Source organism: Enterobacter genomosp. S (genome assembly GCF_001631805.1).
Lineage (GTDB): Bacteria > Pseudomonadota > Gammaproteobacteria > Enterobacterales > Enterobacteriaceae > Enterobacter > Enterobacter quasihormaechei.
This window is the reverse complement of record NZ_LVVA01000001.1, coordinates 670,926-691,707: the sequence shown is the minus strand read 5'-3', so window position 1 is coordinate 691,707 and position 20,782 is coordinate 670,926. Positions and strand designations below refer to the sequence as shown.

The following is a 20,782-nucleotide window of genomic DNA, read 5'->3' as shown; positions in this document are numbered from 1 at the left end:
CATGGTAGTCAGTGACTGACTATTCTTTCTCGGCAATGTACGGATCCTCATAGCCCAGAGCAAGCATTATCTCTGTCTCGAGGGATTCCATTTCTTCCGCTTCGTCATCTTCAATATGGTCGTAACCTAAAAGATGCAGGCTACCGTGCACCACCATGTGTGCCCAGTGGGCTTCCAGCGGCTTTTGCTGCTCTTTGGCTTCTTGCTCAACCACCTGACGGCAGATGATCAGATCGCCCAGCAGCGGCATCTCAATACCCGGAGGCGCTTCGAACGGGAAAGAGAGCACGTTGGTCGGCTTATCTTTCCCGCGATAGGTCAGGTTGAGCTCATGGCTTTCTGCTTCATCCACCAGGCGAATCGTGACTTCTGATTCTTCCTGAAACTGGGGGATAACGGCATCCAGCCATTTCTGAAACTGTGCCTCTTCTGGCATGCCGGAATTATCTTCACAGGCCAGCTGTAAATCGAGGATCACCTGACTCATTTCTGTTCATGCTCCTGCGCTTCGCGCTTACGTTCTGCGGCCAGTTCGGCCCTGCGCTTCTGATCGGCCTCTTCCCAGGCCTCATAAGCGTTAACGATACGCGCGACGACCGGATGGCGTACCACATCTTCACTGTGGAAGAAGTTAAAGCTGATTTCGTCTACTTCGGCCAGCACTTCGATGGCGTGACGCAGACCCGATTTTGTGTTGCGCGGCAGGTCAATCTGGGTAACGTCACCGGTGATAACCGCTTTCGAGTTAAAGCCGATACGCGTCAGGAACATTTTCATCTGTTCGATGGTGGTGTTCTGGCTCTCATCCAGAATGATGAACGCGTCGTTAAGCGTACGGCCACGCATGTAGGCCAGCGGGGCGACTTCAATCACGTTACGCTCGATGAGCTTTTCAACTTTCTCGAAGCCGAGCATTTCAAACAGCGCGTCGTACAGCGGGCGCAGGTAAGGGTCGACCTTCTGGCTCAGATCGCCGGGCAGGAAGCCGAGTTTCTCACCGGCTTCTACGGCAGGACGGGTCAGCAGGATGCGACGGATCTCCTGACGCTCGAGCGCATCTACCGCCGCAGCAACGGCCAGATAGGTTTTACCCGTCCCCGCCGGACCCACGCCGAAGGTGATGTCATGGTCAAGAATGTTGGCGATGTACTGCGCCTGGTTAGGCGTACGCGGCTTGATGACGCCGCGCTTGGTCTTGATATTGATGGCCTTACCGTAGTCCGGCACGCTCTCGGCGCTCTGCTCGAGCACGCGCGCCTCTTTGATGGCAAGGTGGATCTGTTCCGGCTCAATATCCTGAATTTCGCCGCGCATCGGGGCGGTATCAACATACAGGCTGCGGAGAATATCTGCCGCGGCATTGACGCAGATTGGGCGTCCGGTGAGTTTGAAATGGTTATCGCGACGATTGATTTCGATACCCAGACGTCGCTCCAGTTGTTTGATGTTGTCATCAAACGGCCCGCACAGGCTCAGCAGGCGAGCGTTGTCTGCGGGCTCAAGGCTAATTTCACGCGTATCTATGTTCAAACTGTTCCTCTTTAATTGGTTAACTGACCTGTGGCCACACGGCGTAATAAAACGGTCATTACCGAAATTATTCACGCCATAGAATAAAGGCGCAAGCGTTGCGGTAGATATTGGGGGTGATGAGAGGAAATACAAGGCCTGCCAGGAGGGCAGGCCAGAAGGATTACGGCTGGTAAATACCTACGCCAGAATCGTTGACTTTGCGGGTGCGAGAGATGACGGATTCAGGCGTCTGTGCGATTCGCAGACCCATTTCGTCCTCGGTGCGCACCAGCTTCCCGCGCAGGGAATTTGTCAGCACTTCGACAATCTCAACGTCCACAAATTTACCGATCATGTCCGGGGTGCCTTCAAAGTTCACCACACGGTTATTTTCGGTTCGACCGGACAGTTCCATGATGCTCTTACGGGAAGTGCCTTCCACCAGAATACGCTGGACGGTGCCGAGCATGCGACGGCTCCACGCGTTGGCCTGCTGGTTAATACGCTCCTGCAAAATATACAGACGCTGTTTTTTCTCTTCTTCCGGCACGTCGTCAACCATATCGGCAGCAGGCGTGCCCGGGCGCGCGGAGAAGATGAAGCTGTAGCTGACGTCGAAATTCACGTCGCCGATAAGCTTCATGGTGCGCTCAAAGTCATCAGCGGTTTCGCCAGGGAAGCCGACGATGAAGTCGGAGCTAATCTGGATATCCGGGCGCGCTTCGCGCAGCTTGCGGATGGTGGATTTGTATTCCAGCACCGTGTGTGGACGACCCATCAGGTTCAGCACGCGGTCAGAGCCGCACTGAATCGGCAGGTGCAGGAAGCTCACCAGCTCCGGCGTATCGCGGTAGACGTCGATGATGTCGTCGGTAAATTCCATCGGATGGCTGGTGGTAAAGCGAATGCGGTCGATGCCGTCAATCGCCGCCACCAGTCGCAGCAGTTCAGCAAAGCTGCCCGTGGTGCCGTCGTAGTTCTCACCGCGCCAGGCGTTAACGTTCTGGCCCAGCAGGTTCACTTCGCGTACGCCCTGGGCGGCAAGCTGAGCGATTTCAAACAGAATATCGTCCGCCGGGCGGCTCACTTCTTCACCGCGGGTATAAGGCACCACGCAGTAAGTACAGTATTTATTACAGCCTTCCATGATGGAGACGAAGGCGGTCGGGCCATCCGCGCGCGGCTCTGGCAGACGGTCAAATTTCTCTATCTCCGGGAAGCTCACGTCAACCACCGGGCTGCGATTCCCGCGAACCTGATTGATCATCTCTGGCAGACGGTGCAGGGTCTGAGGGCCAAAGACGATATCCACATACGGGGCTCTCTGGCGGATCAGCTTACCTTCCTGCGATGCCACGCAGCCACCCACGCCAATGATCAGGTCCGGATTTTTCCGTTTGAGAAGCTTCCAGCGGCCTAACACATGAAAGACTTTTTCCTGTGCTTTTTCACGAATTGAACAGGTGTTCAGCAGCAGCACATCGGCTTCTTTCGCATTTTCAGTCAGCTGGTATCCGTGGGTGGTATCCAGCAGATCGGCCATCTTGGATGAATCGTATTCGTTCATCTGACAGCCCCAGGTTTTTATATGGAGTTTTTTAGTCATCGACTTGCTCAGCTCAGGATTGCAAGCCGCGTATTGTAATGCTTTGGTGCGGTTGTGACCAGTATGAAGGTTGTCAACCTCAGGACCGCAAAAATCCGGTAAACTTAAGGCATTCTCCAATAAGGAATAGTGACCATGACACTCCTGAACACCGAAGTTGCCGTTGTCGGCGGCGGTATGGTCGGCGGCGCACTGGCGCTGGGGCTGGCGCAGCAGGGATTTGATGTAACCGTTATTGAACAGGCGGCTCCGCCGGCATTCGATCCCGCCAGCAAGCCGGACGTGCGTATTTCCGCCATCAGCGCGGCGTCTGTTGATCTGCTTCGCGGGCTGGGCGTCTGGGAGGCGGTGCTGGCGATGCGCGCGCATCCTTACAGTCGTCTTGAAACCTGGGAGTGGGAAAATGCCCACGTGTCGTTTGACGCCGCCGAGCTGAAACTGCCGCGCCTGGGTTATATGGTGGAAAACAACGTGCTCCAGCAGGCGCTCTGGCAGGCGTTGGAGGCGCATCCGAAGGTGACGCTGCGCGTTCCGGCCTCGCTGAAAGCCCTGCATCGTCATGACGGTGGGTATCACCTTACGCTGGCCAATGATGACGAGCTGGCCGTGAAGCTGGTGGTGGGGGCAGATGGCGCGAACTCGCAGGTCAGGCAGATGGCAGGCATTGGGATCCATGCCTGGCAGTACCAGCAGTCCTGCATGCTGATCACCGTTCAGTCAGAAAACGCACCGGGCGAAAGCACCTGGCAGCATTTTACGCCGAACGGCCCGCATGCATTCTTGCCGCTATTTGATAACTGGGCTTCGCTGGTGTGGTACGACAAACCGGCGCGTATTCGGCAGTTGCAGGGGCTGACAATGGCGCAGTTGCAGCGTGAAATCCAGCAGCACTTCCCGAGCCGTCTGGGGAACGTAACGCCGGTTGCTGCCGGTGCATTCCCGCTGATGCGACGCCACGCGTTGCAGTATGCCCGTGAAGGGCTGGCGCTGGTGGGGGACGCGGCGCACACCATTCATCCGCTGGCGGGGCAGGGGGTTAACCTGGGATACCGTGACGTCGATGCGTTACTGGACGTGCTGAGCAACGCACGCGCTCACGCGGAAGTCTGGGCCAGCCATCAGGTACTCAAGCGCTACCAGACGCGCCGGATGGCAGATAACTTCGTTATGCAGTCGGGGATGGATCTGTTCTATGCCGGGTTCAGCAATGACGTGGGTCCGGTGCGGATATTGCGAAATATCGGACTGATGGCGGCGGAGCGCGCCGGTGGCCTGAAGCGTCAGGCCCTGAAATACGCCCTCGGACTCTAATCTTAATTCCCTCTCCCCGTGGGAGAGGGGTAGGGTGAGGGCATCAGGCCGCACTATTCTGAGCAACAAAAACAAACAAGCCCGCAGAGCGGGCTTGTTTGTTTTAAGTGGCTGGGGTGCAGGGATTCGAACCCCGGAATGCTGGTATCAGAAACCAGAGCCTTACCGCTTGGCGACACCCCAATTGCGTTAAACAAATGGCTTAACGACTTTAAAGTGGCTGGGGTACGAGGATTCGAACCTCGGAATGCCGGAATCAGAATCCGGTGCCTTACCGCTTGGCGATACCCCAACAATGTTCAGTTTACCGAATGGTATTCGATAACGTAAATATGGTGGCTACGACGGGATTCGAACCTGTGACCCCATCATTATGAGTGATGTGCTCTAACCAACTGAGCTACGTAGCCATCTTTTTTTCGCGTTACCTTATCGGCGTTGCGGGGCGCATTATGCGTATAGACCCTTGCAGCGTCAACACCTTTTTCAATGAAAATAGCCGGAATGTGACTGTTTGGTTAGGTTGCGAACAGCGAGGCCGAATATTCGACAATTATTGGTTATTAATCGCTTTTATGCGGGGAAAAGAGAGGCAAAAAAATCAGGCCCCGGAGGGCCTGATTATGGTCTGGACATTATTTATAAGCAGACTGGTGAACGCCTACCGCGCGTCCTGATGGATCGTTCATGGCTTTGAAAGATTCATCCCATTCAATGGCTTTGGCAGACGAGCAGGCGACCGATGGCCCCCCCGGTACGCACTCGGCTGCGCTTGGAACCGGGAACAGCTCTTCGAAGATCTCACGGTACAGATACGCCTCTTTCGAACCCGGCGTGTTGTACGGGAAGCGGAAGCTCGCGGTTTCCAGCTGTTGGTCAGAAACCTGCTTCGCCGCCACCTCTTTCAGGGTGTCGATCCAGCTGTAGCCTACGCCATCCGAGAACTGCTCTTTCTGACGCCACGCCACGCTCGCCGGCAGGTAGGATTCAAAACATTCTCGCAGGATATGTTTTTCCATTTTGCCGTTGCCGCACATTTTATCCTGCGGGTTGATGCGCATTGCCACGTCGAGGAATTTCTTATCGAGGAACGGCACGCGGGCTTCCACGCCCCAGGCAGACATGGCCTTGTTGGCGCGCGCGCAGTCAAACATGTGCAACGCCTGTAGCTTACGCACCGTCTCTTCATGCAGCTCTTTGGCGTTCGGCGCTTTATGGAAATAGAGGTAACCGCCAAACACTTCGTCAGAACCTTCGCCGGAGAGCACCATCTTGATGCCCATCGCCTTGATCTTACGCGACATCAGGTACATCGGCGTGGAGGCGCGAATGGTGGTCACATCGTAGGTTTCAATGTGATAGATCACGTCGCGGATCGCGTCCAGGCCTTCCTGAACGGTGAAGTGAATTTCGTGGTGAACGGTGCCCAGATGGTTCGCCACTTCCTGGGCAGCCTTCAGGTCAGGTGCTCCTTCCAGACCCACGGCAAAGGAGTGCAGCTGCGGCCACCAGGCTTCGGAGCGCTCCTGATCTTCCACGCGACGGGCGGCGAATTTTTTGGTGATCGCGGAGATCACGGAGGAGTCCAGGCCGCCGGAGAGCAGAACGCCGTACGGCACGTCAGACATCAGGTGGCTCTTCACTGACTCTTCCAGCGCCTGACGCAGTTCGGCTTTATCCGTCACGTTGTCTTTCACCGCGTCATAGTCAAACCAGTCGCGCTGGTAATAAGGGCGGATCTCGCCGTCTTTGCTCCACAGGTAGCTGCCCGCCGGGAACTCTTTAATGGTGCGACAAACCGGTACCAGCGCTTTCATCTCTGAAGCAACGTAGAAGTTGCCGTGTTCATCGTGCCCCATGTACAGCGGAATAATACCGATATGGTCGCGGCCAATCAGGTAAGCGTCTTTTTCGCTGTCGTACAGCGCGAAGGCAAACATGCCTTGCAGCTCGTCGAGGAACTCCGGGCCTTTCTCCTGATACAGCGCCAGGATCACTTCACAGTCAGAACCGGTCTGAAAGGCGTAACGGTCGCCGTACTCCGCGCGCAGCGCCTGATGGTTGTAAATTTCACCGTTAACAGCCAGCGCGTGCGTTTTTTTCTCGTTATACAGCGGCTGTGCACCGGCGTTGACGTCAACAATGGAGAGACGTTCGTGAGCCAGAATTGCTTTATCGCTGGCGTAAACGCCTGACCAATCCGGACCGCGATGGCGCATCAGGCGGGACAATTCGAGTGCTTTTTTACGCAGTTCGCCCGCGTCAGTTTTGATATCCAGTACGCCAAAAATAGAACACATAACCTTCTCCGTTAACCCTGTTGCATTGTGATGTTGCTTGCTTATGAAAATGCCGCAAAAGGGGGAGGGCGCGCAAGCGTTTTACGGGTTAAAACGTAAATAGTGCAATGACGATTGCCGAATCTTAAAAATAGAGCATGCTGAAGGCAATTTTATTGATGATTATTCAGTAAAAAGCGGGTTTTGTTAGATGGCGTGATATTTTACGATGGCAGAAATGAAAAACCACGCCCTGGGGCGTGGTTCTGAATCAAATAACGTCGATTTCGTCGACAGAGGGGTAAATCCAGCTTGGCCGGAAGGGCATCGTATCAATGTCATCAAGCTGCGAGACGCCAGAAAGCACCAGAATGGTTTCAAGCCCCGCCTGGAAACCGGCCAGAATATCGGTGCGCAGGTTGTCGCCAACAATGACGGTATCTTCCGAGTGTGCCTGCATCGTATTCAGCGCGGCGCGGATGATCCACGGGCTCGGTTTGCCGACAACAAACGGCTTACGGCCAGAGATTTTTTCGATACCGGCGCACAGCGCACCGCAGGCGGGGTAAAAACCACGGCCGTGCGTATCCGGGTTGGTGGCGATAAAACGCGCACCGTTGGCAACAAAGTAGGCTGCTTTATGCATCATCTCCCAGTTAAAGGAGCGCGTTTCACCCACGATGACAAAGTCCGGGTTCACGTCGGTGATGGTAAAGCCCGCTTTATACAGCTCGTGGATCAGCGCGCCTTCGCCGACCACGTAGGCTTTCTTGCCTTCCTGACGCTTCAGGAAATCCGCCGTTGCCATAGCGGAGGTATAAAATACGCTGTCCGGGACATTAACGCCCGCAGTTGCAAAGCGGTTTGCCAGATCCTGACCAGTCTGTGAAGGGTAGTTCGTGAGAAGAACCAGTGGCATTCCTTTGTCGATGATGCGGTGAAGAAACTCCGCAGCACCCGGCACGGCAACGTTGTCGTGCATCAGCACGCCGTCGATATCACAAATTACATTCTTAATGGTCATGGACAATCCGACATCAAAAAAAGAAGGCGTTACTATAAGGTCCGATCAGGATTCCAGCAAATGTTGCAGCAGGATCCCGTTGAGCATGGCACGTTTTACCAGGGCGAATGCGCCAATTGCCGAGCGATGATCCAGCGTAGAGCGCACTACCGGCAGGTTCTGGCGAAATGCCTTCAGCGCCTGGGTATTGATGCAGCCTTCAATGGCAGGCAGTAACACTTTTTCGGCTTCCACGATCTCGCCGGCAATAACCACTTTTTGCGGATTAAACAGGTTGATGGCAATGGCGATGGTTTTACCCAGGTGCCGTCCTACCTGTTCGATCACTTCGCAGGCCAGCGCATCGCCTTTATTTGCCGCCTTGCAGATGGCGCCGATCTTACAATCTTCCAGCGTGACGCGGCTCTGGTAACCCTGCTCCAGCAGATGGCGAACGCGATGTTCAATGGCGGCATTCGCGGCAACGGTTTCTAAACAGCCAAAGTTACCGCAGTGACAGCGTTCGCCAAGCGGTTCAACCTGGATATGACCAATCTCGCCCACGTTGCCGTTACGACCGATAAAAATACGGCCATTGGAGATAATGCCTGCGCCCGTACCGCGGTGTACGCGCACCAGAATAGAGTCTTCGCAGTCCTGGCTCGCACCAAAGTAGTGCTCCGCCAGCGCCAGGGAGCGAATATCGTGCCCGACAAAACAGGTCAGCTTAAAGCGCTTTTCCAGCGCTTCAACCAGCCCCCAGTTCTCCACGTTAATATGCGGCATGTAGCGAATAACGCCGCTCTCCGGGTCGACCAGGCCGGGCAGAATGACCGAAATGGCAATCAGCTCGCGGATCTTGCGCTGACAGCTTTCAATAAAGTGCGCGATGGTATTCAGCAGCGCGTGTTCCAGCGTCTCCTGCGTGCGCTCGGGCAGCGGGTAGTGCTCTTCGGCAATGGCTTTGCTGCTCAGATCGTAGAGCGTAAGCGTGGTGTCATGACGGCCTAAGCGGACGCCAATCGCCTGAAAATTGCGGGTTTCAGTAACGATAGAAATCGCGCGGCGACCTCCGGTGGAGGCCTGCTGATCCACTTCTTTGATCAGGCCGCGCTCAATGAGCTGACGCGTGATTTTTGTCACGCTGGCGGGAGCAAGCTGGCTTTGTTCGGCTATCTGAATGCGTGAGATTGGCCCGTGCTGGTCAATCAGGCGATAAACTGCCGCGCTGTTAAGTTGTTTAACGAGATCGACATTACCGATTTGAGCTTGTCCGCCTGGTGTCATACTTTTACTTACTCAGTGACGACCTCGTTACCATTAACGATGGTCTTAATAATTTTATAATCGTGTGTGAACGCCGTCAGGTTTGCAACCATACCTGGCGCAATACCCCCGAGCTGTTTATCGACGCCGATGGCGCGAGCCGGATACAGCGTGGCCATGCGCAGCACTTCCTCAAGCGCAATGCCGCAATGCTCAACGAGGTTACGCACCCCTTCGATCATCGTCAGAGAAGAACCGCTCAGCGTGCCGTTCTCATCCACACACAGTCCATTCCGGTAGTATATTGTTTTACCAGCAAAAATGAACTGGTCAATATTTGCCCCTGCCGGAGCGGTAGCATCCGTTACCAGGCAGAGCTTGTCGCCCTTGAGACGCTTGGCGTTGCGGATGTTGGTGTAATCCACATGCAAGCCGTCGGCGATAATGCCGCAGTAGACGTCTGGTTCATCCAGAATGGCGCCGACCAGCCCGGGTTCGCGGCCAGTAATATACGGCATCGCGTTATAAAGGTGTGTGGCAAAGGTAATGCCTGCGCGGAAGCCGGCTTTCGCCTCTTTCAGCGTTGCGTTCGAATGGCCCGCAGACACTACAATCCCGGCAGCGGCCAGTTTGCTGATAACGTCCGTGCCGGTCATTTCCGGCGCCAGCGTCACTTTAGCGATCACGTCGGCATTGGCGCACATGTAGTCAACCAGCTCGGCATCCGGCTTGCGCACGTAGTTCGGATTATGGGTGCCTTTTTTGACCATGTTCAGCCACGGTCCTTCCAGGTGCAGACCCAGCGCCTGGTTCGGATGTTTTGCCAGATACTCGCGCATCACGCGGATACCCTGTTTCATCAGGTCATCGCTGCTGGTGATAAGCGTTGGCAGATAGCTGGTGCAGCCCGATTTCTCGTTGGCTTTTTGCATGATTTCCAGCGTTTCAACCGTCACCGCTTCTGCGGTATCGTTAAACTGGACACCGCCGCAGCCGTTAAGCTGTACGTCGATGAAACCGGGGGAGATTACAGCTCCATTGAGAGAACGCTGTTCGATCTCCGGCGGCAGTTCCGCCAGCGGGCAAACACGTTCAATCAGGCCATTGGCGATAACAATCGCATGGTCATCCAGAATTTCATGGCCGGTATAAATCCGACCGTGGGTTAAAGCGTACATATCGACCCCCGGTTAAAAAAAGCGACCGCCTCTGACAGAAGAGGCGGTTATTCAATTACAGACCTTTGATGTTCTCAGCTTCTAACTCGTTGAAGTATTTCAGCGTTTTCACTTTCAGTTCCATGGTGGACGGTTCGTCACACACGACAACCGCTTTTGGATGCAGCTGCAAGCAGCTGATAGTCCACATATGGTTCACGTTACCTTCTACGGCAGCCTGAAGCGCTTGCGCTTTCACGGCACCCAGTACCAGAATCATCACTTCTTCAGCATCCAGCAGCGTACCCACGCCCACTGTCAGCGCGTATTTAGGCACCTGATTGACGTCGCCGTCAAAGAAGCGGGAGTTAGCCACACGCGTGTCATGAGTCAGCGTTTTAATACGGGTGCGGGAAGCCAGTGAAGATGCCGGTTCGTTGAACGCTATGTGGCCATCGTTGCCCACGCCGCCCATAAACAGGTGGATTTTACCGTAGGAACGGATTTTTTCTTCATACTGACGGCATTCTGCGTCAATATCAGGCGCGTTTCCATTCAGCAGGTTAATATTTTCAGCCGGAATATCAACGTGATCGAAGAAATTACGGTGCATAAAGCTGTGGTAACTTTCCGGATGTTCCTTTGGCAGGCCGACATATTCGTCCATGTTGAAGGTCACAACGTGCTTGAAGCTGACCTGGCCCGCTTTATGCATTTCAACCAGCGCTTTATACGCAGTCAGTGGCGTGCCGCCGGTTGGAAGACCGAGAACGAAAGGACGATCGGCTGTTGGTTTGAACGCGTTGATGCGGTTAACGATATGACGAGCAGCCCATTTTCCGACTTGTTCAGCTGTTGCCAGGGGAATCAGTCTCATTATTCACCTCTAAAGTTTAAGTAAAAGTGGGCGGATGATTAGTGCAACCTGAACTAAGCGTAACCTGGAACCTTTCAGGCCGGATCAATCCGTCTTGATTTTTTGAATGATAAAATAAGTTTTCGTCGTTAGCCAGTGAAAGGGAGGGTTTAATACGATATTTGGTGACAATAATCACAAAAAATAGGTGTTTAATTTGCGATACGAATTAATTTTTCACACACTCACACTGCCAGTGAATCATCAACTGTATCTATCGTTCGTGACACAATAAAAACATAGTTTATGCGCGAGTCTTAACAATGGGTCTCGTAGGGGGAATAGGATGAATATTTTAGGTTTTTTCCAGCGCCTCGGTAGGGCTTTGCAGCTCCCTATCGCCGTGCTACCGGTTGCAGCGTTGCTGCTGCGATTCGGGCAACCCGATCTTCTTAACGTGCCGTTTATTGCCCAGGCAGGCGGCGCCATTTTTGACAACCTTGCGCTGATCTTCGCCATCGGCGTGGCGTCAAGCTGGTCAAAAGACAGCGCCGGTGCTGCGGCGCTGGCAGGGGCGGTAGGTTACTTTATCCTCACGAAAGCGATGGTAACCATCAACCCGGAAATCAACATGGGTGTACTGGCGGGTATCATTACCGGTCTGGTCGGTGGCGCCGTGTACAACCGCTGGGCGGGTATCAAACTGCCTGACTTCCTGAGCTTCTTCGGCGGTAAACGTTTTGTGCCGATTGCGACGGGCTTTTTCTGTCTGATCCTGGCAGCCATCTTTGGCTACGTCTGGCCGCCGGTGCAGCACGCTATCCATGCGGGCGGCGAGTGGATCGTCTCTGCGGGAGCAATGGGCGCGGGCATCTTCGGTTTCATTAACCGTCTGCTGATCCCAACCGGTCTGCATCAGGTACTGAACACCATCGCCTGGTTCCAGATTGGTGAGTTCACCAACGCGGCCGGCGCGGTATTCCACGGTGATATCAACCGCTTCTACGCAGGCGATGGCACCGCGGGCATGTTCATGTCCGGTTTCTTCCCAATCATGATGTTTGGTCTGCCTGGCGCTGCGCTGGCAATGTACCTGGCCGCGCCAAAAGCGCGTCGCCCGATGGTGGGCGGTATGCTGTTGTCCGTTGCGGTAACGGCTTTCCTGACCGGCGTGACCGAGCCGCTCGAATTCCTGTTCATGTTCTTGGCGCCGCTGCTGTACCTCATGCACGCCATCCTGACCGGTATCAGCCTGTTCGTTGCTACTCTTCTGGGCATCCATGCTGGCTTCTCCTTCTCCGCAGGCGCGATCGACTACGTGCTGATGTACAACCTGCCGGCGGCAAGCAGCAACGTCTGGATGCTGGTGGTGATGGGCCTGATCTTCTTCGTTATCTACTTCGTTCTGTTCAGCGCGGTTATTCGCATGTTTAACCTGAAAACGCCGGGCCGCGAAGACACGAAAGAAGATGTGGTAACCAGTGAAGCCAACAGCAATACCGAAGAAGGTTTAACCCAGCTGGCAACCAGCTACATTGCCGCTGTAGGCGGTACCGACAACCTGAAAGCGATTGATGCCTGTATTACCCGTCTGCGTCTGACCGTGGGCGACTCTGCGCGCGTGAGCGATGCAATGTGTAAACGCCTGGGCGCGTCTGGCGTGGTGAAGCTGAACAAACAAACCATCCAGGTGATCGTGGGTGCGAAAGCCGAATCCATCGGCGATGAAATGAAAAAAGTGGTTGCCCGTGGCCCGGTTGCTGCCGCCTCAGCGGACAGCGCGCCAGTGGCTGAGGCTCCGGCTGCGAAGCCGCAGGCTGTGCCAAACGCGGTGACCATCGCAGCGCTGGTTTCTCCGGTGACGGGTGACGTGGTTGCCCTTGAGCAGGTGCCTGACGAAGCGTTTGCCAGCAAAGCGGTCGGTGACGGCGTGGCGGTGAAACCAACGGACAAAACCGTTGTGTCTCCGGCGGCCGGCACCATCGTGAAAATCTTCAACACCAACCACGCGTTCTGCCTGGAAACCGAAAAAGGCGCGGAGATCGTTGTCCATATGGGTATCGATACCGTTGCGCTGAACGGTCAGGGCTTTACTCGCCTGGTGGAAGAGGGGGCCGAAGTGGTGGCAGGTCAGCCGATTCTGGAAATGGATCTGGACTACCTGAACGCCAACGCGCGCTCCATGATAAGCCCTGTGGTGTGCAGCAACATCGACGACTTCAGCGGTCTGGTTCTCCAGGCGCAGGGCCAGGTTGTTGCAGGCCAAACGCCACTTTATGAGATTAAAGGCAAGTAATCGCTCCTGAGTAGAGTTATGCCTTTAGCGGCGGGGGGAATCCTCCGCCGCTTTTTTTTGCAGCAAATGCCCCCATTATTTTCTTCTGGAACGTTTTAAGGGTTGTCACTACGTCCGGCTTATAAGATCATATGCCGTTATACGTTGTTTACGCTTTGAGGAATCCACGATGAGTGAGGCAGAAGCCCGCCCGAGTAACTTTATTCGTCAGATCATCGATGAAGATCTGGCCAGTGGTAAGCACACCACGGTGCACACGCGTTTCCCGCCGGAGCCAAACGGCTACCTGCACATCGGTCACGCTAAATCGATCTGCCTGAACTTTGGTATCGCGCAAGACTACCAGGGGCAGTGCAACCTGCGTTTCGATGACACTAACCCGGTTAAAGAAGACATCGAATACGTTGAGTCGATTAAAAACGACGTGCAATGGCTGGGCTTCAACTGGTCTGGCGATATCTGCTACTCCTCAGACTATTTCGATCAGCTGTATGCCTATGCGGTTGAACTGATCAACAAAGGTCTGGCTTACGTTGACGAGCTGTCTGCTGACGAAATCCGTGAATACCGCGGTACGCTGACTCAGCCTGGCAAAAACAGCCCGTTCCGCGATCGCAGCGTGGAAGAGAACCTGGCGCTGTTTGAAAAAATGCGTGCCGGCGGCTTCGAAGAAGGCAAAGCGTGCCTGCGTGCCAAAATCGACATGGCATCTCCGTTCATCGTGATGCGCGACCCGGTGCTGTACCGCATTAAGTTCGCTGAACACCACCAGACCGGTAACAAGTGGTGCATCTACCCGATGTACGACTTCACCCACTGCATCAGCGATGCGCTGGAAGGTATTACGCACTCGCTGTGTACGCTGGAGTTCCAGGACAACCGTCGTCTGTACGACTGGGTGCTGGATAACATCACCATTCCCGTGCATCCACGTCAGTACGAGTTTTCTCGTCTGAACCTGGAATACACCGTGATGTCCAAGCGTAAGCTCAACCTGCTGGTCACCGACAAGCACGTTGAAGGCTGGGACGACCCGCGTATGCCGACCATCTCTGGCCTGCGTCGTCGTGGCTACACCTCCGCGTCCATTCGTGAGTTCTGCAAACGTATCGGCGTCACCAAGCAGGACAACACCATTGAGATGGCCTCACTGGAATCCTGCATCCGTGAAGATCTGAACGAAAACGCGCCGCGCGCGATGGCGGTGATCGACCCGGTTAAGCTGGTCATCGAGAACTATCCGCAGGGCGAAAGCGAGCTGGTCTCTATGCCTAACCATCCGAACAAACCGGAAATGGGCACCCGCGACGTGCCGTTCAGCGGTGAAATCTGGATCGATCGTGCTGACTTCCGTGAAGAAGCGAACAAGCAGTACAAGCGTCTGGTGATGGGTAAAGAAGTGCGTCTGCGTAACGCCTATGTCATCAAAGCCGAGCGCGTAGAGAAAGATGCGGAAGGTAATATCACGACCATCTTCTGTACGTACGACGCAGAGACGCTGAGCAAAGATCCGGCGGATGGCCGTAAAGTGAAAGGCGTAATCCACTGGGTGAGCGCGCCGCACGCGCTGCCGGTTGAGATCCGCCTGTACGATCGCCTGTTCAGCGTGCCGAATCCAGGTGCGGCGGACGACTTCCTCGCAACCATTAACCCTGAATCGCTGGTTATTAAGCAAGGCTATGCTGAGCCGTCCCTGAAAGCCGCTGAGGCCGGCAAGGCGTTCCAGTTTGAGCGTGAAGGTTACTTCTGCCTGGACAGCCGCTACAGCACGGCAGAAAAACCGGTATTTAACCGTACCGTGGGTCTGCGTGATACCTGGACTAAGATCGGCGAATAATAACGCTGCTCTGGTCAATGAGAAACAAACGCCGCGTAATGCGGCGTTTTTTATTTAATGATCAGGCCGTTAAGCGCAGACGAAATTATTATAAGCCAGCAGAACTGGTCAATGAGGTGCTACTTATTTTTCTAAAAAAAGTTTGTTTAATTACGAAAAACGGAAAGTGATAAAAATAGATAAATAGTAATGGCGTTACTTACTGAAAATCCACCGGTTCCCCGCCAGCTCTCGGCTCCTGCTAATTGTTACAAAGCACTACGAAATATGTGCTCTTCGTCATAATCCTGACTTTTGCCTGATTAAAAGCATTGATAATTCGCGTCGCGAAAAATAACCTAAAGACGGTAGTTAATTCGAGGGTATTTCTGACTACCCCTGACCTTTTGGTCTTTTCTGTTTTTCGCCGTTTAAGGCGTTTTAATTCGTCAAAGAGGAATAATCTATGCGTACGTTCAGTGGCAAACGTAGTGCGCTGGCGCTAGCTATCGCCGGTGTGGCAGCAATGTCGGGCCTGGTGATTACGCCAGAGGCAAAAGCAGCAGGCTTCATTGAAGATTCCACCCTCACGGGCGGTATTTATTACTGGCAGCGTGAGCGTGACCGTAAAGACGTCACTGAAAATAAATACAAAACCAACCTTTCTCACTCGACCTGGAACGCCAACCTGGATTTCCAGTCGGGATATGCCGCCGATATGTTCGGGATTGATATTGCAGCGTTTACCGCAATTGAAATGGCCGAAAATGGCGACAGTGGCCACCCGAACGAAATTGCGTTCTCCTCCAGCAATAAAGCCTACGACGAAGACTGGTCCGGCGATAAAAGCGGTATCAGCCTCTATAAAGCGGCGGCAAAATTTAAATATGGTCCGGTCTGGGCGCGCGGGGGTTATATCCAGCCAACAGGACAAACGCTGTTAGCGCCGCACTGGAGCTTTATGCCAGGTACCTATCAGGGGGCGGAAGCCGGTGCTGATTTTGACTACGGCGATGCGGGGGCGTTGAGCTTCTCCTATATGTGGACCAACGAGTACAAAGCGCCGTGGCACATCGAGATGGACAAGTTCTACCAGAACGATAAAAAGACCAAAGTCGAGTATCTCCACTCTCTTGGCGCGAAGTATGACTTTAAAAACGATCTGGTGCTGGAGGCGGCGTTCGGTCAGGCTGAAGGCTATATCGATCAGTACTTTGCTAAAGCCAGCTATAAATTTGATATCGCAGGTAGCCCGCTGAGTACCAGCTATCAGTTTTACGGCACGCGCGATAAGGTCAGCGATGGCAGCGTAAATGATATCTATGACGGCACCGCATGGTTGCAGGCGCTGACCTTCGGCTACAAGGTCGGCCAGGTTGATTTACGCCTGGAAGGGACGTGGGTTAAGGCTGAAGGGCAGCAGGGTTACTTCCTGCAACGTATGACGCCTACCTACGCTTCCTCTAACGGTCGCCTGGATATCTGGTGGGATAACCGCTCTGACTTTAACGCCGACGGCGAAAAGGCGGTCTTCTTCGGCGCAATGTATGACCTGAAAAACTGGAACCTTCCCGGCTGGGCAGTGGGAGCATCCTACGCGTACGCCTGGGATGCGAAGCCCGGGGATATGGCAACGCCAGACGCGTACTACGATCCAAACTACCGTCTGAAAGAGTCTTCATACAGCCTGGATGCGATCTACACCCTTCAGGAGGGCCGTGCGAAAGGCACAACGTTCAAACTGCACTTCACCCAGTATGACAACCACTCCGATATCCCGAGCTACGCGGGCGGCTACGGCAACATCTTCCAGGATGAGCGCGACGTGAAATTCATGGTCATTGCGCCATTCACTATTTTCTGATGAACGCGCCGGCGGGATGAGTTCCGCCGGCATGGAGACGGCACAAAATGAAAAAAATCGTAATCGTCGCGCTGTTGACCTCAGGGCTGGTGGCGTGTGCGCAGGACCCGGCACCAAAAGAGGACTCCCGTCTGAAAGAGGCGTATAGCGCCTGCATCAATACCGCACAGGGTTCACCTGAGAAGATTGAGGCCTGTCAAAGCGTGCTGAACGTGCTGAAAAAAGACAAAGCCCATGAGCAATTCGCCACGCAGGAAAACGTTCGCGTGATGGATTACCAGGCCTGCATTCAGGCGCGTAAAACCGGTAACGATCAGGAAGTGGCGAAGCGTTGCGATAAGATCTGGAACGAGATACGCAATAACAATAAATAGGTTGCTTTACGCCCGGTGGCGCAGCGTCACCGGGCTTTTTTCAGGCAAAAAAAAAGCCAACCTCACGGCTGGCTCAGAGTATGAACACTCACTTATTTTGCGTCGTGCGCATGTTCATTTTCGCGGCAATCCCCTTCAGCGCAGTGACCATACAGGTACAGGCTGTGGTTAGTCAGGCGGATGCCATGACGGGCGGCGATTTCACGCTGGCGTGATTCAATGGAATCATCGCTAAATTCAATGACCTTGCCACAGTCAAGGCAGATCAGGTGATCGTGGTGGTGCTGCTGAGTCAGTTCGAATACGGACTTGCCGCCTTCAAAATTATGACGAGTAACAATGCCCGCGTCGTCAAACTGGTTCAGCACACGATAGACGGTTGCCAGCCCAATCTCTTCACCCATATCGATAAGACGCTTGTAAAGGTCTTCCGCACTGACATGGTGATTGTCTGGCCCCTGAAGCACTTCAAGGATTTTTAACCGAGGAAGCGTTACTTTCAGGCCAGCTTTCTTTAATGCGGTATTGTTGTCAGTCATGCGGAATCTGTCCTGTTGCTAAACGATTCACTTCAAAAGAAGAAGTGACAGAAAATGCACTTGGGATAATGCGTCTCATTATAGAACTGCCATGCCTAAATGAAAACTGCAAGTCTCAAGCAAAGTATGCTTATAAAAACGTGGTATCACCAACAAACTTGTTCGATGGCACCCACTTTTTACCAGGGGGATATTGTACAGGTCTGAGCGAAAAAGTTAAAAGTTTGTAGCAATTAATTTAATCGGTTTTACCTGGAAAACGGGCGCAACCGGAGCTGCGCCGCAGGGATATCAGGCGTTAAGGATATCGTCCAGGTTCAGCTCTTCGCGAACCTGCTTAACCCATTTCTCTACGCGCTCAGCGGTCAGCTCTGGCTGGCGGTCTTCGTCAATGGCCAGGCCAACGAAGTGATCGTCATCTGCCAGACCTTTAGAAGCCTCGAAATGGTAACCCGCCGTTGGCCAGTGACCGACGATCGCCGCGCCGCGTGGCTCAATGATGTCGCGAATGGTGCCCAGCGCATCACAGAAATACTCCGCATAATCTTCCTGATCGCCGCAGCCGAACAGGGCAACCAGCTTGCCGTTGAAGTCAACTTCTTCCAGCGTCGGGAAGAAATCGTCCCAGTCACACTGGGCTTCACCGTAGTACCAGGTCGGGATGCCCAGCAGCAGGATGTCATAGCCCTCGAGATCTTCTTTGCTGCTCTTGGCGATGTCATGCACATCAGCAACGTCTTTACCGAGCTGTTTTTGAATGTTTTTTGCGATATTTTCAGTATTGCCGGTATCACTGCCAAAGAAAATGCCGATGATTGCCATGAGTAAAATAACCTCTTGAAACTTAATGGTATGGTGGCGCAAATTGTCCACGGATAAGGGCAATAATAGCAGAACAGGCAACCCTGCGGAAACAGCTATCACGCAGGACTGCACTCTGTGCTACATGAAAAGGGTAATATTGAGGATTTTCTGACTCACGCCTTGCCGCGTAACGTCTCAAGCTGGGCGATCAGCATCTCTTCGATCAGTTCGCTGCGGCTGATGTTGCGCGCGTCAGCTAACTCGTTAAGCGCATCGACGGCATCGGCATTCAGCTTCAGTTCGACACGCTTAAGCCCACGATTTTTATCGCGTTTAAGCTGGTTGCGTTTATTGATACGCAGCTGTTCATCGCGCGAAAGCGGATTCGTTTTCGGTCGTCCCGGTCGACGCTCATTCGCGAACAGATCTAGTGTCGTACGGTCCGTTTGTTCTTTGGCCATGATTCTGAGACTTCGGGGGATACACGCCGCCCTGCTAATGCCCGGGCGATAAGCGCGCCATCATACATCACCCAAATCCACACGCCAACGACTGGAAGCCTGTCGTCTTCCGGTCGCTGGCTTTTTAATCAATTCGCGGTATCAGTGAGATAGCGGCGAATGGCGCGCAGGACGGCGTCAGGTTTTTCTGCATGTACCCAGTGCCCGGCACCGGCAATGACGTGAGCGCGTGCCTGCGGGAATTGCGCCAGCAGCGCGTCACGGTACGCATCAGTAACGTAAGGAGAGTTGCCGCCACGAATGAAGAGGGTAGGGTGCGGCCAGGCGGGGACGGTTTCCCAGCCCACAATATGCGAATACTGATCCCACAGGACCGGAACGTTAAAGCGCCATTGTCCGTCGACAAATGATTTCAGCAGAAACTGCACCACGCCTTCTTCATCGAGATGCTCACGCATAACGGCAGCCGCCTGCTGGCGTGTGGAGACGCCTGACGCCGTCACGGCGTTGATGGCAGCGAAAATCTCATCGTGACGGCGAACGTCGTAATTGACGGGCGCAACGTCAATGACCACCAGCCCGGAAATCCGCTCGGGGGCCAGCGCGGTGAGCGCCATCACCGCTTTACCGCCCATTGAATGCCCGATGAGCGTCGCTTTATGAATATTATTCGCGTCGAGGGTATCCAGCAGATCCTGCGCCATGGCCGCGTAGGTCATCGTTTCCGAGCGCCCGGAAAGACCGTGATTTCGCATGTCAACCTGAAGGATCTCATGATCGGTCACTAAATCGCGCGCCAGCACGCCCAGGTTATCCAGGCTACCAAACAGGCCGTGAACCAGTACGATGGGAGAATTATTGTTCGGCGATTGTGCAGTTTGCGCTCGGGTATTCAATTTCATGGCAAAGTTCTTTTTTTAGGTTTGTCAGGTTAGGGTATCATGTTGACCATTCTGCCGCCCGGGGGCAAGGATCCAGTTTAATCTGACTTTTGCCGCCAACCTGGTTTGACGCTATCCGCTGTTGGGATTTGAACCTATAATCTCAACGACTTGTATTCAGATAAGATATCGCACTGGATTAAGATGAAAACAATCGAAGTTGATGACGAACTCTATCAGTATATTGCCAGCCAGACGCGGCATATTGGGGAGAGCGCGTCCGACATTTTACGGCGCATGCTTAAAATTTCCGCCGCCTCACAGCCCACTCCCGTCACTAAAGATGTCGTGTCTCAGCCGAGCGTTGTTGCACAGGTAAAACCTGCCGTCATGCCGGCAAAAGACAAAGTGCGCGCGATGCGTGAACTGCTGCTGTCCGACGAATATGCCGAGCAGAAAAAGGCGGTTAACCGCTTTATGCTGGTGCTGTCTACACTTTACTCACTTGATCACAATGCCTTTGCTGAAGCGACAGAGTCGCTGCACGGCCGCACCCGCGTTTACTTCGCAGGTGACGAGCAGACGCTGCTGCAAAATGGCAATCAAACCAAGCCCAAACATGTTCCCGGTACGCCATACTGGGTGATCACGAATACCAATACGGGCCGCAAGTGCAGCATGATCGAACATATCATGCAATCCATGCAGTTCCCGGCGGAATTGATCGAAAAGGTTTGCGGTACAATTTAACCCTTGC

At 53.9% G+C, this 20,782-nt stretch carries 18 protein-coding genes and 3 tRNA genes; 6 read left to right on the top strand and 15 right to left on the bottom strand.

Annotation, left to right across the window (positions count from 1 at the left end):
- Positions 1 to 19 precede the first annotated feature (19 nt).
- The 3 genes from ybeY to miaB form a co-directional block, all read right to left on the bottom strand.
- Positions 20 to 487 carry an rRNA maturation RNase YbeY gene (gene ybeY / locus A3466_RS03265; RefSeq protein WP_003858677.1) on the bottom strand — a complete coding sequence of 156 codons (468 nt, stop codon included), beginning with the start codon at positions 485 to 487 and terminating at the stop codon, positions 20 to 22.
- Positions 484 to 1,530 carry a PhoH family protein gene (locus A3466_RS03260; protein WP_022647440.1) on the bottom strand — a complete coding sequence of 349 codons (1,047 nt, stop codon included), beginning with the start codon at positions 1,528 to 1,530 and terminating at the stop codon, positions 484 to 486. The genes ybeY and A3466_RS03260 overlap by 4 nt, the downstream gene beginning before the upstream one ends.
- Before the next feature lie 163 nt (positions 1,531 to 1,693).
- Complete coding sequence (gene miaB / locus A3466_RS03255; RefSeq protein WP_063449370.1) at positions 1,694 to 3,118, bottom strand: tRNA (N6-isopentenyl adenosine(37)-C2)-methylthiotransferase MiaB; 1,425 nt, start codon at positions 3,116 to 3,118, stop codon at positions 1,694 to 1,696.
- Positions 3,119 to 3,253: 135 nt separating this feature from the next.
- On the opposite strand from miaB, the gene ubiF reads away from it, so the two are divergent.
- Complete coding sequence (gene ubiF, locus A3466_RS03250) at positions 3,254 to 4,429, top strand: 3-demethoxyubiquinol 3-hydroxylase (RefSeq protein WP_063449369.1); 1,176 nt, start codon at positions 3,254 to 3,256, stop codon at positions 4,427 to 4,429.
- 108 nt (positions 4,430 to 4,537) lie between these two features.
- Here ubiF and A3466_RS03245 read toward each other — a convergent pair.
- The 8 genes from A3466_RS03245 to nagB all read right to left on the bottom strand — a co-directional run bounded on the left by A3466_RS03245 (position 4,538) and on the right by nagB (position 11,011).
- A tRNA-Gln gene (locus A3466_RS03245) sits at positions 4,538 to 4,612 on the bottom strand.
- Positions 4,613 to 4,646: 34 nt separating this feature from the next.
- A tRNA-Gln gene (locus A3466_RS03240) sits at positions 4,647 to 4,721 on the bottom strand.
- 41 nt (positions 4,722 to 4,762) lie between these two features.
- A tRNA-Met gene (locus A3466_RS03235) sits at positions 4,763 to 4,839 on the bottom strand.
- Positions 4,840 to 5,064: 225 nt separating this feature from the next.
- Positions 5,065 to 6,729 (bottom strand): asparagine synthase B, encoded by a 1,665-nt coding sequence (gene asnB / locus A3466_RS03230; RefSeq protein WP_063449368.1) that lies wholly within the window; start codon positions 6,727 to 6,729, stop codon positions 5,065 to 5,067.
- Positions 6,730 to 6,979: 250 nt separating this feature from the next.
- The gene (gene nagD, locus A3466_RS03225) at positions 6,980 to 7,732 is read right to left on the bottom strand and encodes a ribonucleotide monophosphatase NagD (RefSeq protein WP_063449367.1); all 753 of its coding nucleotides are present in this window, start codon (positions 7,730 to 7,732) and stop codon (positions 6,980 to 6,982) included.
- 45 nt (positions 7,733 to 7,777) lie between these two features.
- Positions 7,778 to 8,998, bottom strand: coding sequence for a DNA-binding transcriptional regulator NagC (gene nagC, locus A3466_RS03220; RefSeq protein ID WP_063449366.1), 1,221 nt, complete (start codon positions 8,996 to 8,998; stop codon positions 7,778 to 7,780).
- Between the two features lie 8 nt (positions 8,999 to 9,006).
- A complete protein-coding gene (gene nagA / locus A3466_RS03215) occupies positions 9,007 to 10,155 on the bottom strand; it encodes an N-acetylglucosamine-6-phosphate deacetylase (protein WP_063449365.1) in 1,149 nt (382 codons plus the stop codon).
- A gap of 55 nt (positions 10,156 to 10,210) precedes the next feature.
- On the bottom strand, positions 10,211 to 11,011 hold the full coding sequence (gene nagB / locus A3466_RS03210) for a glucosamine-6-phosphate deaminase (RefSeq protein ID WP_003858663.1): 801 nt from the start codon (positions 11,009 to 11,011) through the stop codon (positions 10,211 to 10,213).
- 325 nt (positions 11,012 to 11,336) lie between these two features.
- Here nagB and nagE point away from each other — a divergent pair, with 325 nt between their 5' ends.
- From nagE to chiQ, 4 genes are all read left to right on the top strand, one after another.
- Positions 11,337 to 13,286 (top strand): PTS N-acetyl glucosamine transporter subunit IIABC, encoded by a 1,950-nt coding sequence (gene nagE / locus A3466_RS03205; RefSeq protein ID WP_063449364.1) that lies wholly within the window; start codon positions 11,337 to 11,339, stop codon positions 13,284 to 13,286.
- A 169-nt stretch (positions 13,287 to 13,455) separates the two neighbouring features.
- Positions 13,456 to 15,123 carry a glutamine--tRNA ligase gene (gene glnS / locus A3466_RS03200; protein ID WP_063449363.1) on the top strand — a complete coding sequence of 556 codons (1,668 nt, stop codon included), beginning with the start codon at positions 13,456 to 13,458 and terminating at the stop codon, positions 15,121 to 15,123.
- A gap of 445 nt (positions 15,124 to 15,568) precedes the next feature.
- Entirely contained in the window at positions 15,569 to 16,966 is a 1,398-nt protein-coding gene (gene chiP, locus A3466_RS03195; RefSeq protein ID WP_063449362.1) for a chitoporin ChiP, read from the top strand.
- A gap of 47 nt (positions 16,967 to 17,013) precedes the next feature.
- Positions 17,014 to 17,340 carry a ChiQ/YbfN family lipoprotein gene (chiQ, locus tag A3466_RS03190; RefSeq protein ID WP_063449361.1) on the top strand — a complete coding sequence of 109 codons (327 nt, stop codon included), beginning with the start codon at positions 17,014 to 17,016 and terminating at the stop codon, positions 17,338 to 17,340.
- 92 nt (positions 17,341 to 17,432) lie between these two features.
- Here the strand turns inward: chiQ and fur are convergent, their stop codons facing one another.
- From fur to ybfF, 4 genes are all read right to left on the bottom strand, one after another.
- A complete protein-coding gene (gene fur, locus A3466_RS03185; protein WP_003858655.1) occupies positions 17,433 to 17,879 on the bottom strand; it encodes a ferric iron uptake transcriptional regulator in 447 nt (148 codons plus the stop codon).
- A gap of 291 nt (positions 17,880 to 18,170) precedes the next feature.
- Positions 18,171 to 18,701: a flavodoxin FldA gene (gene fldA, locus A3466_RS03180; RefSeq protein WP_003858653.1), complete on the bottom strand. Its 531-nt coding sequence runs from the start codon at positions 18,699 to 18,701 to the stop codon at positions 18,171 to 18,173.
- 155 nt (positions 18,702 to 18,856) lie between these two features.
- On the bottom strand, positions 18,857 to 19,144 hold the full coding sequence (ybfE, locus tag A3466_RS03175; protein WP_003858652.1) for a LexA regulated protein: 288 nt from the start codon (positions 19,142 to 19,144) through the stop codon (positions 18,857 to 18,859).
- Positions 19,145 to 19,272: 128 nt separating this feature from the next.
- Positions 19,273 to 20,046 carry an esterase gene (gene ybfF / locus A3466_RS03170; RefSeq protein ID WP_063449360.1) on the bottom strand — a complete coding sequence of 258 codons (774 nt, stop codon included), beginning with the start codon at positions 20,044 to 20,046 and terminating at the stop codon, positions 19,273 to 19,275.
- 183 nt (positions 20,047 to 20,229) lie between these two features.
- Between ybfF and seqA the strand changes: the two genes are divergently transcribed.
- Positions 20,230 to 20,775, top strand: a complete 546-nt coding sequence (gene seqA, locus A3466_RS22995; RefSeq protein ID WP_063449359.1) for a replication initiation negative regulator SeqA — start codon at positions 20,230 to 20,232, stop codon at positions 20,773 to 20,775.
- The last annotated feature ends 7 nt before the right edge of the window (positions 20,776 to 20,782 follow it).